The organism is Bradyrhizobium sp. UFLA01-814 (genome assembly GCF_046718885.1).
In the GTDB taxonomy this organism is placed as follows: domain Bacteria; phylum Pseudomonadota; class Alphaproteobacteria; order Rhizobiales; family Xanthobacteraceae; genus Bradyrhizobium; species Bradyrhizobium elkanii.
The window spans coordinates 1-15,046 of the sequence record NZ_JAQOSR010000009.1 but is presented as its reverse complement, the minus strand read 5'-3'; the positions used below and the strand labels follow the sequence as shown (position 1 = coordinate 15,046).

The 15,046-nt window shown below is 59.6% G+C and carries 14 protein-coding genes and 1 pseudogene; 12 read left to right on the top strand and 3 right to left on the bottom strand.

Annotated features, from left to right (window positions below):
- Positions 1–386: 386 nt before the first annotated feature.
- A complete protein-coding gene (locus tag PMN64_RS04570; RefSeq protein ID WP_225645982.1) occupies positions 387–527 on the bottom strand; it encodes a hypothetical protein in 141 nt (46 codons plus the stop codon).
- A gap of 125 nt (positions 528–652) precedes the next feature.
- On the opposite strand from PMN64_RS04570, the gene PMN64_RS04565 reads away from it, so the two are divergent.
- The 7 genes and pseudogenes from PMN64_RS04565 to PMN64_RS04535 all read left to right on the top strand — a co-directional run bounded on the left by PMN64_RS04565 (position 653) and on the right by PMN64_RS04535 (position 7,206).
- Entirely contained in the window at positions 653–802 is a 150-nt protein-coding gene (locus tag PMN64_RS04565; protein ID WP_283089993.1) for a hypothetical protein, read from the top strand.
- A 119-nt stretch (positions 803–921) separates the two neighbouring features.
- A complete protein-coding gene (gene groES, locus PMN64_RS04560) occupies positions 922–1,242 on the top strand; it encodes a co-chaperone GroES (RefSeq protein ID WP_283089994.1) in 321 nt (106 codons plus the stop codon).
- Between the two features lie 46 nt (positions 1,243–1,288).
- A pseudogene (locus tag PMN64_RS04555) lies at positions 1,289–1,681 on the top strand (TCP-1/cpn60 chaperonin family protein); the annotation flags it as partial.
- A 171-nt stretch (positions 1,682–1,852) separates the two neighbouring features.
- Positions 1,853–2,548: a phosphoribosyltransferase gene (locus tag PMN64_RS04550; protein WP_411779869.1), complete on the top strand. Its 696-nt coding sequence runs from the start codon at positions 1,853–1,855 to the stop codon at positions 2,546–2,548.
- Positions 2,529–3,857: an erythromycin esterase family protein gene (locus tag PMN64_RS04545; RefSeq protein ID WP_411779868.1), complete on the top strand. Its 1,329-nt coding sequence runs from the start codon at positions 2,529–2,531 to the stop codon at positions 3,855–3,857. The genes PMN64_RS04550 and PMN64_RS04545 overlap by 20 nt, the downstream gene beginning before the upstream one ends.
- A 35-nt stretch (positions 3,858–3,892) precedes the next feature.
- Positions 3,893–4,570, top strand: a complete 678-nt coding sequence (locus PMN64_RS04540) for a dienelactone hydrolase family protein (protein ID WP_411779867.1) — start codon at positions 3,893–3,895, stop codon at positions 4,568–4,570.
- Positions 4,571–4,845: 275 nt separating this feature from the next.
- Positions 4,846–7,206, top strand: a complete 2,361-nt coding sequence (locus PMN64_RS04535) for an efflux RND transporter permease subunit (protein ID WP_283089997.1) — start codon at positions 4,846–4,848, stop codon at positions 7,204–7,206.
- Positions 7,207–7,225: 19 nt separating this feature from the next.
- Here the strand turns inward: PMN64_RS04535 and PMN64_RS04530 are convergent, their stop codons facing one another.
- Positions 7,226–7,822: a hypothetical protein gene (locus PMN64_RS04530; RefSeq protein ID WP_283089998.1), complete on the bottom strand. Its 597-nt coding sequence runs from the start codon at positions 7,820–7,822 to the stop codon at positions 7,226–7,228.
- Between the two features lie 133 nt (positions 7,823–7,955).
- Positions 7,956–10,580, bottom strand: a complete 2,625-nt coding sequence (locus tag PMN64_RS04525) for an MMPL family transporter (protein ID WP_411779866.1) — start codon at positions 10,578–10,580, stop codon at positions 7,956–7,958.
- 596 nt (positions 10,581–11,176) lie between these two features.
- Here PMN64_RS04525 and fdh3B point away from each other — a divergent pair.
- The 5 genes from fdh3B to PMN64_RS04500 form a co-directional block, all read left to right on the top strand.
- On the top strand, positions 11,177–11,779 hold the full coding sequence (gene fdh3B, locus PMN64_RS04520; protein ID WP_283090000.1) for a formate dehydrogenase FDH3 subunit beta: 603 nt from the start codon (positions 11,177–11,179) through the stop codon (positions 11,777–11,779).
- On the top strand, positions 11,757–12,845 hold the full coding sequence (locus tag PMN64_RS04515; RefSeq protein ID WP_411779865.1) for a formate dehydrogenase subunit gamma: 1,089 nt from the start codon (positions 11,757–11,759) through the stop codon (positions 12,843–12,845). The genes fdh3B and PMN64_RS04515 overlap by 23 nt, the downstream gene beginning before the upstream one ends.
- 105 nt (positions 12,846–12,950) lie before the next feature.
- The gene (locus PMN64_RS04510) at positions 12,951–13,457 is read left to right on the top strand and encodes a DUF3305 domain-containing protein (protein WP_225645991.1); all 507 of its coding nucleotides are present in this window, start codon (positions 12,951–12,953) and stop codon (positions 13,455–13,457) included.
- 55 nt (positions 13,458–13,512) lie between these two features.
- Positions 13,513–13,638: a hypothetical protein gene (locus tag PMN64_RS04505; RefSeq protein ID WP_283090002.1), complete on the top strand. Its 126-nt coding sequence runs from the start codon at positions 13,513–13,515 to the stop codon at positions 13,636–13,638.
- Positions 13,639–13,776: 138 nt separating this feature from the next.
- Positions 13,777–15,046: CHAD domain-containing protein (locus PMN64_RS04500; protein ID WP_411779863.1), on the top strand; the 1,270-nt coding region annotated here is incomplete at its 3' end.

The following is a 15,046-nucleotide window of genomic DNA, read 5'->3' as shown; positions in this document are numbered from 1 at the left end:
GCCATTGCGCGCACCCATCTTATGCGCCGCTTCAACGCGCACAATTACTCAAAGATCCGATTTTCTCGCTATTGAGGCTCCTATGCTTCATTGACTCGTCGGTTCGTCGCGATTGAACGCTTCGGGAGCGTTCGCCGGTGATCCGTGGAGGTGTGCCGACGACGTTGGTTGCGAGAACCACTCCGGTCGCCGCAGCGCTCTGCCGAAGCGCTTTCATCAGACTAGTTAGCTTGGTCGAGGTTCGACAAACGCAGTCGGCCTTTCGGCGTTGTCAATGAATCGCCGGCAAGCGGCGATGGAAGCGGCGACCATTCCATCATTGCGGCCGAGAATCGGTCCTTTGGCCCTTGACGGTCGTCATGGAACCGGCGGCGCGATGCGCATAATCATTTTTCGCCGAAGCCGATCGAGGAGACAGTTCCATTCAGATCAAGGTTGCGAAGCTCATCGCTGCAACACCCGCCACGGCATTTGCGATCGTTGCGAACGTCGCCGATTGGCCCGACATCGCGCTCGATCAGAAGCATCGAAGTGCTCACCCCCGGCCCGATCCGCGCCGGCACGCGGTTGCGCGAAGATCGCGTCATGTTCGGCGCCGAGGCGACGCATGAGCTGGAAGTCGTGACAGTCCATGTACAGCGGCAGGCGCGGCATGATGCTGATCTTTCGCAGCCGTCCGGGGACGGTGCCGGGACAGGGACTGCAGCTGCTCACGGCGCCGTCCATGAGAGTGAGCCTGCGCGACGAACTGGAACGCAACGCCGACTTCGCGGCGACGATCGACCGGCACGTTGCCGTCTAGGCTCTGCAGGCGTCCTCGCAGCGGTTCCTTGATTGCGTGTTGCTTGATGACCGTCAATGACCGGGCGTGCGCGTCGGCGCATGTTGACCGCCAATGACGGCGACCAGGAGACTTCGATCATGAAAGGATTCAGACCGCTGCACGATCGCGTCCTGGTGCGACGCATCGAGGCCGAGGAGAAGACGCCCGGCGGCATCGTCATCCCCGATACCGCGAAGGAGAAGCCAGTCGAAGGCGAGGTGCTGGCGGTCGGAGCCGGCGCGCGCGACGAGAACGGCCGGATCGTTCCGCTCGACGTCAAGGTCGGCGATCGCGTCCTGTTCGGCAAATGGGCTGGCACCGATGTGATCATCGACGGTGAGGACCGGCTCATCCTCAAGGAGGCCGACATCCTCGGCGTGATCGAAGGAAAGACTCGCGCGCACGCCAAGGCGGCGTAGCGCGCAGGCGTCGACGGCATCGATTTCGTCTTCAAGGAGTAAGCCAATGGCTGCCAAGGAAGTCCGGTTCAGCGGCGAGGCGCGCGAGAAGCTGCTGCGCGGCGTCGACATTCTGGCCGATGCGGTGAAGGTCACGCTCGGGCCCAAGGGCCGCAACGGCGTGCTCGACAAGTCGTTCGGGCCGCCCCGCATCAGCAAGGACGGCGTCACGGTCGCGCGCGAGATCGAGCTCGCCGACAAGTTCGAGAACGTCGGCGCCCAGCTGCTCAAGCAGGTCGCGCTGAAGACGAGCGAGTTCGCCGGCGACGGCACGACTACGGCGACGCTGCTCGGGCAGGCGATCGTCCGCGAGGGCGCCAAGGCAGTCGCCGCCGGCATGAACCCGATGGACATCAAGAACGGTATCGAACTCGCCGTCATCGCGGTGGTGGCGGACATTGGTGACGGATTCGGTGGACGTGCACGAGGAGAACTGGCCTGAACTGCGAACGGTCTCCATTGCGCCGCCGCTGGCCTCTGCCTTGAAGCGACTGGCAGCCGACGGCCCGCGCGGCGAGCTTCATTCGAAAAGCCTGCGCCGAACGGCTGCGCAGGCAAGGGAGGAGATATGATGCCAGGACTGTTTCTCGATCGTCGAGACGCGGGCAGACGACTCGCCGAGAAGCTTGGAGGCTACTCCCGTCGCCCGGACGTGCTCGTTTTGGCGCTGCCGCGCGGCGGCGTGCCCGTCGCCTATGAGGTAGCCCGCGCGCTCAACGCACCTCTGGACGTGTTTGTGGTCCGCAAGCTCGGCGTCCCCGGCCATGAGGAGTTGGCGATGGGCGCGGTCGCGACAGGTGGCGTGCGCGTGCTCAACAACGAGATCGTCGAAGCCCTGGGCATTCCCACGCCTATCATTGATGCGGTTGCGGCACGCGAGCGCCTGGAGCTGGCACGGCGCGAGCGGCTTTACCGTGGCAGCCGTCCGCAGCCCGACGTGCGCGGCCGCACGGTGATCCTGGTTGACGACGGGTTAGCGACAGGTGCCACCATGTACGCCGCGATCGAAGGGTTACGACAGCAGGGGCCTGCGCGCATTGTCGTCGCGGTTCCGACGGCATCGCGCGACGCCTGTGAGGAAATGAAGAAAAGGGCCGACGAGGTCATTTGCGCAATTACGCCGGAGCCATTCCAGGCGGTGGGTCGTTGGTATCAGGAGTTTTCACAGACTACGGACGATGAGGTGCGCGAGCTGTTGGCGAGCCAAAGCAAGTCCAACGCTGAAGTCGCACGTTTTCGCGCAGCAGATGATGTGCTTCGTCAATGACTTGCGCGAGACTGCGTATCCCCTGGTCGGATCCGTGCGCGACTATGATCCGTTGATCGGGCGGATCGGTGAAGCGCGCTTCGCTCTGCTTGGTGAAGCGTCCCACGGTACCCACGAGTTCTATCGCGAGCGGGCCGAAATCACGAAGCGACTCATCATCGAAAAGAAGTTCACGGCGGTCGCGGTGGAGGCAGATTGGCCTGACGCCTATCGTCTCAATCGCTATGTGCGCGGCGCTGGCGACGATGTCGATGCGGTAGATGCGCTCGCCGATTTTCGTCGTTTCCCGACCTGGATGTGGCGTAACGCGGTGGTGGTCGAGTTCATTGAGTGGCTTCGGGCACACAATGATGGACTTCCTCCGGGTGTCGGAAAGGTCGGTTTCTACGGGCTCGATCTCTACAGCCTGCACGCATCGATGAAAGCCGTGCTCCGTTATCTGGAGAAGGTCGATCCCGGGGCGGCGATCCAGGCGCGTGAACGCTACGCCTGCTTCGATCACGTCGGCGAGGATACACAGGCCTACGGCCTGATGACGCGCCTGAATCTTTCCAAATCGTGCGAGGAGGAGGTTGTCAACCAGTTGCTCGAGTTGCAGCGCCGGGCGGCCGATCGTACGCGCCGTGGCGGCGCCTTGGATGATGATCTCTTCTATGCCGAACAGAATGCTCGCCTGGTGAAGAACGCCGAGGCCTATTACCGCTCGGTGTTCCTCGAGGCGGTGTCATCATGGAATTTGCGCGACCGACATATGGCTGAGACGCTTGAGGCGCTGGTCAGCTACCTTGATCGAAAATCCGGTCGCGCCAAAATCGCCGTCTGGGAGCACAATTCGCATCTCGGCGACGCTCGCGCGACGGAAATGGGCCGGCGCGGCGAACTGAATGTCGGCCAGCTCACACGCGATAAATACGCCGACGATGCGGTTCTGATCGGCTTTACTACGCATCGTGGCACGGTAACGGCCGCTTCCGATTGGGGCGGCGCGGCCGACCGCAAGCGCGTCCGGCCGGCGCTCGGCGGCAGCTACGAGGCGCTGTTCCATGCTGCAGGGCACGACCGATTCCTTCTGATCATGGACGACAGCGATGTGGTGGTGCGGCAATTGGGCGCGCCTCGGCTCGAGCGCGCGATCGGCGTGATCTACCGCCCCGAAACCGAGCGGCACAGTCACTATTTCCAGGCGCGGCTGCCGGACCAATTTGATGCAGTCCTGCATTTCGATGAGACATGTGCGGTCAAGCCGCTCGAAACCACCGAGGCGTGGGAAGCCGGCGAACTTCCGGAAACATTCCCGTTCGCGGTATGAACGTCGGGCCATAGCAAGCGAAAAGGAAGCATGCCATGAACAGTTCCGCAGCTCAAATGATTGAGGGGCAATTGGTTAGCGTCCCTGCTGGTTCCGTGACGCTTAACGGCAATCTGACTATGCCGGAGGACGCACGTGCGGTGGTGCTTTTCGCTCACGGGAGCGGCAGTAGCCGCCACAGCCCCCGCAACCGGTATGTGGCCCGTGTGCTCAACGAGGCGAAACTGGCAACCTTGCTGATCGACCTGTTAACGGTGCACGAGGAAGTGGTCGATGCGCGCACGACGCACTTGCGCTTCGACATCGACCTGTTGGCCGAAAGGCTCGTCGATATAACCGACTGGCTCATCCAATTCCCCGATACCAAGAACTTTCCGATAGGCTATTTCGGCGCCAGCACCGGGGCCGCAGCCGCGCTGGCGGCCGCAGCGATCCGCGCCGATCCAGTAGGGGCAGTTGTTTCGCGCGGAGGCCGACCGGATCTGGCCGGTGCTGCCTTGACGCGCGTTCGGGCTCCAACGCTATTGATCGTTGGAGAACACGACAAGCAAGTCCTTGAGTTAAATCGGGCTGCTCTCGCGCAGCTGCGCTGCGAAAAGCAATTGGCGATCGTAACGCAAGCAACGCATTTGTTTGAAGAACCGGGAGCGCTGGATGAAGTGGCGAGCTTAGCGCGCGATTGGTTCAAGCGCTACCTCGTCGTGGCCGCTTAAGCCACTGCGACCGGGTAGGCCGCCCCCGACGAACTCCGTCGCAGGATCGTTGACTGTCCTCCTCCGGCAGTGGGGTTTGATAGCGCTGAGGGCCTCAAGCCAAAGTCCGAACAGGCGAGCAGGTATGAACCAAAATCGAAATCGATCGCTTGGCAGCACGGATTGATGCCCGTCATAGTCGCGGCCCAGGCACGGTCGTAGACTTGAGACGTACCCGAAAGCTCGCGGCAAAGTCCGGCTGGCCGCGTGGATGCTCATCGCGCAGGCCACGGAACATGGATACGTCGCGATATACAGAGCCAGAGCCCAACTCGCGTCCAATAGGCGCCTCGCGGAGCATCGCATACGGTCTCGAGCGCATCGGTCTGGTCTCGCTACGTTTTCCATGGCTCGTTTGGCTTGCCACCGTCGTGCTGTTGATAGTGGGAGCATTCGGGATAGCGCGTATCAAGGTCGATGACTCCCTTAGCCAGCTGTTCCGGTCCGAGACACCCGAGTTCTGGACGTTCGAAGAAGTGACGCGGCGCTTCCCGTCGAACGAATTCGACGTCCTCATCGTGGTGGAGGGCAAAGATCTGCTTGTGCGCGATTCGGTCGAAAAGCTGCGGGATCTAGTCACCGACCTGCAACTGATCGAAGGCACAAGAGGCATTATCTCGTTGTTTTCGGCGCGCGAGCCGCCAAAGGGCACCGACTTGCCCGCGCCGCTGTTTCCGGATCAACTCCCTGCCGGCGCCGAATATGACCGGCTAGTCCAGCGCGTACTGAACAACGAGATCATTCGCGGTAAATTGCTGTCCGAAGATGGACAATTAACCCTCATTGTGCTCGCACTGGACCCGGATGTCGTTGCGAGCAGCCGTTTGCGCGAGGTCATCGGCGAAATTCAGAGAACAATCGATAATGACCTGGCCGGCAGCAGACTTACCGCTCGCCTGTCCGGAGTACCGGTCATGCAACTCGAGATCCGCAATGCCGTGGAGCGCGATCGGCTGCTCTATAATGCATTCGGATTCGCAGCTGGAGCTTTGATCGCGATCCTGTTCTTCCGCCGGTTGTCATTCATGATCATCGCCGCCGGCCCACCCTTGATCGCCATCGTGCTGGCTCTCGGCGCTCTTGGCTGGCTTGATTTTCGCCTCAACATGTTTCTCAACGTCATGACGCCGCTGATCATGGTGATCAGCTTTTCGGACAGCATGCAATTGACGTTCGCAGGCCGCGACCGGCTGCTACAGGGCGAGGGGAGGTTTGAAGCATTTCGCAACGCCATGCTTGTGGTCGGGCCGGCATGCGTACTGACGCATGTGACCGCTGGTCTTTCGTTTATTGCGTTGCAATTTTCAGAATCCGATCTGATCCGGACGTTCGGCGAGGCCGGCCTGGTCGCAACTCTAATTGCCATGTTCGCGGTTCTGATGTTGGTGCCGCTTCTCGGTGTTCTGCTGATCCGGAACGAAGCGATGTTTGTTGTGGAAGTCAGAGGCGCGGACTCCGCTTTAGACGTGTTGCGGCGTTTCTGTTTCTGGGTTGCTGCCCGGATGGTGAGCCGGCCGGGGCTGTACAGCCTGCTCGGCGTCCTGGTTGTCGGCGGCCTTGGGCTAGTCTACGCCAATCTTCAACCTCGCTATCGATTGGCCGATCAGGTGCCCGACAGGGAACAGGCCGTTGCCGCGAGCCATCGTCTCGATGCCAAGCTCAATGGTGCCAATCCGATCGATATCCTGATCAAGGTTCCTGATGGCAAATCACTTTATGATCCGGAAACGCTTGCCGTGATAGCGGAGGTGCATGCGACCCTCGACAAGCAGCCTGGCATCGCCAATGTATGGTCGCTGGAGACACTGCGGCGCTGGCTTGCGGAGAAGATGGGCAAGTCCGACGTGGCGACGCTGAAGCAGTATGTCGATATCCTGCCCGAATATCTGACGCGTCGCTTCATTTCTGCGGAACAGGACGCCGTTCTGGTTTCCGGCCGCGTTCCGGACGTCGATTCCAGTCAGCTTCTGCCCGTCATCGAAGGCCTCGACAAAGCGCTGGATGCTGTCCGCGCAAAACATCCGAGCTACAAAGTAGCCGTGACGGGCCTGTCGGCTATTGCCGCCCGGAACAGCGCCCTCATGATCAACAAGTTGAACAGAGGTCTGACGCTTGAGTTTCTGTTTGTCGCCGTCTTCATCGGTCTCGCGTTCCGCTCGTTCGTCGTCATGCTGGCGAGCATCCTGCCCGGAATATTCCCGATCGTGCTCTCTGGATTCGTGTTATGGATTCTGGGAGAAGGCCTGCAGTTCGCGAGCGTCGTGGCGCTGACGGTATCTTTTGGATTGGGCCTGAGCGCTACCATTCACTTTTTGAATCGGCTACGGCACGAGGAACGACCGTACGAGGATCCGGCCGTTGCCGTTGAGCGGGCGACCGTCCTGGTTGGTCCGCCTTTAATTCTGACGTCCATCGTGCTTGCGTGTGGCCTGATTGTAACCGTCTTCTCCGGTCTGCCGTCGCTCCGCCTGTTCGGTTGGTTGAGCGCGTTTGCCATGCTCGCGGCGTTGAGCGCAGACCTCTTGATCCTGCGGCCGACGGTGACGTTTTTGGGCAGACTTGCACAGCGGGTGGGCGGCAAGCCGTTTTACCGATAGTGGGGAGATCGAGTTCTCCTCACCTTGTTCTGGCGAGCGCGACAGAGACTTCAGTGATATCGTGACCCGGCGACTCAATCACCACGGATTGCCGGTCACCTCGCGTATTCAGGGTCAAACGGGCTGAAAATCCGGCACCGTCAATTCTGGCCTCGATCTCGCCACCACTCGCGCGGCCGGAAACACCACCGGAGGCGTGGCGGCTGGTTTCGGTCCAGGTTCCATGCAGTGCCCCGCCTTCTGAAACAATGTTGCTATCGACATCAAATCGGTAGCTGTCGCTTGCGCAGCGCAAACGTTGCTGCAGTCGTGTACCGCTTTCGGTGACGGAATAGGTCGCCTGGCAGCGTAGGCGTTCACGTTGGCCGCTAGCCAGTTTGATGAAGCCGCCGCCCGACCAACTCCCGCTCAAGCCTGAGAAGGGGCTTTGTAGGGCATCACTTGGTACCGAGGAATGCAGGAGGGCGGCCACGAATATGGCCAGTGTCGTTGTCATGAGAGTTGTCCTGGTTAACATATCATCATCATTCAGGATGGATAATCCCATGATGGGGATCACCAGTGGAATTGTCTTTGAACGGCCGTCAAAACTCCATTGACCGTAATGCCGTGCCAATCGTCACATTTCTCCCGCCGCGCCGACGAACTTCAGAATGGGACTCGAACCGCAGAAAGGACTTCGGCGTCTTTCCGAGCGCGTCGTCGTCGACTTTGCGTCGGAAGTCTTGTGGTGGCACTGGCACTGACGCCTATTCCGCGGCTTGGCGCCAATTTGCGTCCTGATCAGAATATACCTTCACTTGCCGCGGCGGCCCCATCAGAACCGGCTGGAAGAACACCGCCGCCCACATCGTGCACAGCAGTGACAAGGCCATCAGCTTGCCCATGCTCGACATGCCGGGATAGCTCGACGCCCACATGCTCCCGAACGCAATCGCGGTGGTCATGGCGCTGAATAGTACCGCCCTGGTCAGCGTCGATTGTAGCAGACCGATTCTTCCGGCGCGCCACGCCATGACGTAGTAGATCTTGAATGCGACGCCGACGCCGAGCAGCAGCGGAAGTGCGATGATATTTGCGAAATTGAGCGAGACGCCAATCAGCACGCAAGCCTCGAGCGTAAGGACACCGGCGAGGAGGAGGGGGATGAGTGTCAGCAGCATATCGGTCAAGCGCCGCAGCGCTATAAGAAGCAGAATGGCGATCGAACTGATTGCCAGAACACCTGCTTCGACAAAAGCTGACATGACTGTCCTCGCAGCTTCATAGAGGCTGATCGCACCCCCCGCCGCCAACGGTTCGATACGAAGTACTGCGGTCGCGAAATTTCGCAGCACGTTGGTATCGTTCGGATCGCCCGCTGGCAGTGCCTGAACGCGGGCTCTACCATCGGACGTTAGCCAATTGCGTAGGAGATCCGGCGGCATCGTCTTGATGGTCACCACTTCCGGGACAAGAGACTTGCGTAGAAGGTCGAGATCGTAAATGAGCGGCTGCACGACCGCGGCGTCGGCCTTGGCCCGAATATCGGCATCTGCGCTCGCGAGGCGCCTCAGCAAATCCGAAACATGCCGTGCGGCCTCGGCGCCGGAGTCGTTTCCGCTTCCTGCGGCCAGGCCAAGAACTTCGGCTGCCTTTTGAATCGCAGCAATATTCTCCCGATCGCTCGGGCCAGGCCGCCGCATCGGAGAATTGAGGGCTGGGCCAATCTGTTTCCAGGCGGCCTTCAACGCGGCAATTTTTTTGTCTTGATCGGCTGGGATCAGACTGCTCAGCGTCAATGTTCGTGAGACTTCGGAAAGTGCAGCTAGACGTTTGGCCGCTTCATCCGCCCTTTCGAGTGACGGCGCCAATACCTGAGCATCGTTGCCGCTGGCTTCCGGCTCGTTCTGCAATTCACGATAGGTCACCACGGAAGGAGAATTCGGATTTTGCAGATCGACTGGATTGAAGTTGAACTCCAAATGGAGCAACAGCGGTATACCGGCGAGAACGACGAGAAACGTGCCAACGATTACCGCAATGCGATGCCGTTGAAGGAAATTGTCGAGCGGTGCGAGGCTTCGAAAGCCAACCGGCGCGGGCTCGCCTGGAGGTTTGAGCAGCGCTAGGCTCGCCGGTACCAATGTGATGCTGCAGGCGAATGCGACCAGCATGCCGCAACCGGCGATCAGGCCTAACTCCGACAGGCCGCGATAGCTGGTGGGCAGAAATGCGAAAAATCCGATGGCGGTGGCCGCGGTAGCCAATGAGAGCTGATCGCCCGCCTTGCGGGCAGCCGATCGCAGAGCGTCGTTCAAGTCAGGGTGCTCGTGCCGTTCGGCGCGATAGCGCACGCTAAATTGGATGGCGAAATCTACTCCGAGGCCGACAAACAGCACGAACAATGCGATCGAGAGCAAATTGAAAGAGGTGACCAGAACGAGGCCGAGAGCGGCCGTCGCCGCAAGCCCGGCAATCAGGCTGAAGAAGACCGCAGCAATGATTTTCCAGGAACGAAGACCCAGCCAGAGAATGATCAGAACGCCGAACACCGCCGTCAGCGTGTCGCGCACAGCACTGTATCTGATGACCGAGAATTGATCATCATTCATCGGCACCTCACCGGTTAGATCAACCGTCGCGCCGAATTTGTTTTGCAGGTCCAGATCCGAGGCTGCTTGCCGTATTCCGTCTTCCGCCTTGTGACCAGGCTGAAGCGCGGCAAAATCGAGCGTGGGTTGAACTCCAATAAGGTGTCGCAGCCGCCTTGCCGGCGGCAGCTGATTTTCCAACAGCTCCTGCCAGGAAAATGTGGCCGGTTTCCCGGACAGAACCTGGTTGAGTGTTCGATTTGCCAATGACAGAGGCCACGCAAGCTGATCCAGCGTGATTTGGCCTGCCCGTATGCCCTCGGCCGCAAACGAGAGCGCCGTCATCACGCCGCGCAGACTCGGATCGCTTGCGAGCGCCGCTATGAGCGGCTTGGCTCTCGTCAATCCCTCCGCGGTCCTTTTGACATCCGCCGGAGACTCGAACAATAATCCATTGCGTTCGAAAAAATCCCCGCTGTCGAGTAATTCCACGGTGGGAAACAGATCAGAGTTTTTCGAGAGGGCCTGCGCCAGCGTGCCAGTCGCCCGTTCGGCGTTTTCAGGCGTCGTCGCTCTCACGACAACCAGAATGCCTTTCCTCGGAAAAGCCTCGGACAATTCCAGCTCGCGCTGACGCCATGGCAGATCCTGGGAAATCAAACCCTCTATGTTAGTATTGATCGAGAATCGGGCGGCATCAAAGGCCGAGGCTCCAAGCATCAGCAGCGCGCCGGCAATAACGATCGTCCACCGATTGCGAGCGCAGAAATCGACAATTCGCACGATCACAGAATGAATCATAGCCGGGCACCAGCTCTCGATTTGCTACGCCAGGATCGAGATGAACCTAGAATCGATCAAGGATCGCAATTTGCGAGCGTTCGCATCCACGTACCGCAATCGAGTTCTTAGCATCATGGTATTGCCCGACGGAAATGTCGTTGACAAACGTCAAATGTCCATCAGTGCAGGACGCGCCTTGCTAATCGTCGCCGCTGCCATCTAGGTCGCCGCCACATTCTATGCAACGGCTCTCGTCGTCGGGATCTGTTTGATCTTTCGTAGTTGACGTCCGTCATTTTCAATCCCGTCGCCAATGCGTTACTCAAGGCGGAAAGCCGAAACCCAGTCAGCTTTAGCGGTCGAATCTATGGATAGCGTACTTATGTTGCGACGAAGGTGGACCAGCGCGACCTGCTTCGCTTTGCGATTGGCGGTACGGGAACTGCCGCCGGTTGCCCGTGGTAGGGGAGCCGGCGACCGCCAAGGCTGTCAAATATCCCGGTGGTCGGCAAGAGCATGAGCACGTGCGACATGCGGCTAAGATCCAGCGACTGTCACGCAGGAGCCGAAGGCGAGCCACGGCCAGATCCGGGGGGAATGAAAGGAAGAAAGCGATGGTGCGCATGAAATTCCTTTGTGACGCGGATCGATGCATCGACTGCAACGCCTGCGTCACCGCATGCAAAAATGAGAACGAGGTGCCTTGGGGGATCAACCGCCGGCGGGTCGTCACGATCAACGATGGCAAGCCCGGCGAGCGCTCGGTGTCGATGGCCTGCATGCATTGCACCGATGCGCCCTGCGCGGCCGTCTGTCCGGTCAGCTGCATCTATTCGACCGAAGACGGCGTCGTGCTTCATTCGAAGGATCTGTGCATCGGCTGCGGCTACTGCTTCTATGCGTGCCCATTCGGCGCGCCGCAATATCCGCAGGTCGGCAATTTCGGCTCGCGCGGCAAGATGGATAAATGCACCTACTGCGCCGGCGGCGGCGGACCCGAAGCGCCGGGCAGTGCCGAGGAATTCGCAAAATACGGATCGAACCGGTTCGGGGAGGGTAAGTTACCGATGTGTGCCGAGATGTGCTCGACCAAGTCTTTGCTGGCCGGCGACGGCGAAGTCATTGCTCAGATCTACAAGGAACGAGTATTCAAGCGGGGCTACGGTTCTGGCTCATGGGGTTGGATGACTGCTTATGGCGAGGCAGTTCGTGTTTGAACCGCAACGCGGAGTGGGCAGTGAAGTGCTAGGTGGAAATGCGGAGAGGCTGGTCGTCATGGCGTTTCGCGTGCGTGTTCGCCTTCTTGTCGTCGCAGTCGCCCTCCTTTCGATTGCCGCGGCGGTTCCGACCCAAGCGCAAAAGCGCGGCCCGGATGGCGCCCCTAACCCAACAGCCAGCGTCATCGATGAGCAGACGCTTCTGAATCAGGCCCCCCGTGTCGAAGGTCGGGTAGATATTCCCGACCCCAAGGCCGGTGTTTTGATCGAACCGGCTGGACGAACGTGGCAGTATGTCCATGAGGTGCTGCTGCATCGGGCCAGCGCAGTCATAATCCTCGGCACCATCGCGATCCTCGGATTGGCGTACTTGATTGTGGGACCGATCCGGATTGCCGAGGGGCGCTCGGGAAAGAAGATCTTCCGCTTCAAGGCGTATGAGAGATTTGCACATTGGCTGACGGCGGTGTCGTTCGTCGTTCTTGCCTTGACCGGCCTTAACGTTACCTTCGGCAAAGTGTTGCTGTTGCCGGTGATCGGCCCGGACGCGTTCACGCTCGTCTCGCAGGCGGCAAAGTACGTGCACAACTTCACAGGTTTCTCGTTTGCGATCGGCCTCGTCCTCATTGCCGTGATCTTCTTCAGGGACAACCTTTTCCAAAAAATTGACCTCGACTGGATTAAGCAGGGTGGGGGTTTCATCAAGAACAAACATGCCCCGGCCGGACGCTTTAACTTTGGCGAGAAGCTTGTCTATTGGCTTTCAGTGGCGGCTGGCGCTGCGGTCTCCGTATCGGGGTTCCTGATGATGTTTCCTTTTTATGGTGTGAGCATCGCCGGGATGCAACTCGCGCAGATCGTTCATACTGTGGTGGCCGTTCTGCTCGTCGCCCTGATCTTGGCCCACATCTATATCGGTACGATCGGAATGGAGGGTGCATTCGAGGCCATGGGTACCGGCGAGGTCGATCTCAACTGGGCTAAAGAACACCACGATCATTGGATCGCTCAACAACTGGCAAATGAAGTTCGGTTGAGGCCGCCTTCGGCGACTGTGGCGGAATGAGCGTTGGCGGGACGGCGCGCTTCGATCCCAGCCGGCGCGCCGCATCTGGCTCATCGTCAGTCTGCATAAGGAGCAATTGCCGGCGGCCCGAAAGGAGGCGTTTCATTGAGATCAACAGCTCTTGCGGTGATTCCGGTCGGCGTCTTGGTTGAACGGCGCAAGGCGAGAAGCGTCTGGGCTGACTTTCTGTGGGGACCGGTTTCAGTGCTTGCCGGAACACCAACGGCCGCTCCTTGGACACCAGTTGACACGCGAGAGGACACGACCTTGTTTTTTGTAGGTCAAGCCGTGATCGAACTGCACCGAACCGAGACTGCCAACTATCACGACAACCTCGCGTCGGGAACACCGGCGTTATGGACGGCCTTGCGTCCAGTTGCCTCGGAGCGAGGGCCGTATGAAATCCTCGCCGTAACGGCCGATCCAGCCGAGGGAGAAGGGTTCACCAACGCGGAAACCAACCATGTGGAAGCCGTGCCAATGCCGCCGGACGTCGTGAAGATTGTCGCCCAGTTCATCGCCGAGCATCATGTCGATCGTCCTTTCGTCAAGCGCCAACGTGACCAACAGACGTCCTCGCATCGGAAAGTAAGACAAGAGCGCGAGCGATAACGGAACGGGATAGTGTCATCTTGCGTTCGATGTAACCGGAAACAGGAGAAATACAATGCGCGCGTTCATCGTCGCATGCTTTGTCGTCGGCATCATTGCTGCGGGGGCGGCTGCTGTTCTCGACAATTTTGTGCAAAAATCTTCAGCGGCAGCACTGACGGAACCGGGCGTGAGAATTTAGCGCGGGTTCTTCGGCCCCTTGGCCGCCCCGATCAAAAGTGCGCATGATCCCTAGCTGCGTGCAAGGAGAAGTCCCATCTCAACCGAGTTCGAACTGAAATGCGCCGCACCGCCGGAGAAGTTCGAAAAGCTGAAGCGCATGCTCCTGGCGATGCCGACCGCAAAATCGGAGGCCCGGTCGACGCTAGTCAGTACGTACTACGACACACCTACGCTTGCGCTCCACCGCGAGCGGTTATCGCTTCGGGTACGCAAGCAGGGCTCGGAGTTCGTCCAGACCGTCAAGGTCGAAGATCCAGCTCGGTTGGATACTTTGGAGAGGGGCGAGTGGGAGGACCATATCCGGAGCAAATGGCCGATTCTCGATGCGCCGATGACTGGAAGGTGGCTGCGCGACCTGGTCCGCGATGAGGAGTTGCGTCCCGTCTTCATGACGATAGTCACGCGAACAACGATCGAAATTACTCGGGACCCATCCGCGCGGATCGAGGCGGCTATTGACGAGGGAGAGATCCGCACTTGCACCCGCGGTGCAGGCGCGCCGGTCAGCGAAATCGAACTTGAGCTCAAGGAGGGCGATCCGCGAGTGATCTTCGATGTAGCGTTGCAACTGCTCGAAACTGAGCCAATCCGCATCGAGCCTTGCAGCAAGGCCGAGCGAGGTTATCGACTGCTTGGAGCCGATAGGTTGATACCGCAGGCAGTCCATGTGGGACCTATCACGCTCGATCCTGTCATGAGCGTCGAGGCCGCGCTACAACGCATCGGGCGACACTGCCTCACCCACGTTCTTAGCAACGAACAGGCCGTTCTCACGGGTGATCCGGAAGGCATCCACCAGATGCGGGTCGCCGTTCGCCGTCTTCGCTCCGCGCTTTTGGCCTTGAAGCGGCTCCTGCAGGAGAAGCATTACCACTGGGCCTCGGAGGAATTGAGATGGCTCGCTCACTCCCTTGCACCGGTGCGCAATCTGGACAGTTTTGCCGCCTCCCTGGTCGGCGCGGTCACCCATGCATTGCCTGCCAGCTCAGACTTCGAACATCTCATCGATGCCACGGAGCGCCAGCGAGATGCGGCGCTTGAGCATGTTAAACAGGCGATCATGTCCGAAAGATACGCTACGTCGATGTTGCGGCTGTTGCGATGGTTTGCGGCCCGTGGGTGGCGTGATCAGGAAATATCAGAACATGCGGTCGTTCTTTTAGCGCCTATCGTCGATGTCGCTCCCGACCTGATCGATCGGCATCACCGCAAGGCTTGCAAACGTAGCAAGAAGTTCGAAGGGTTTACGGCAGCTCAGCGGCACAGGCTGCGTATCGCGCTGAAGCATTTGCACTACATCGTCGAATTTCTGGGAAGCCTGTTTAGCAGGGCCAGAATTCGAACGTTCGTTGGATATTTGAAGTCTT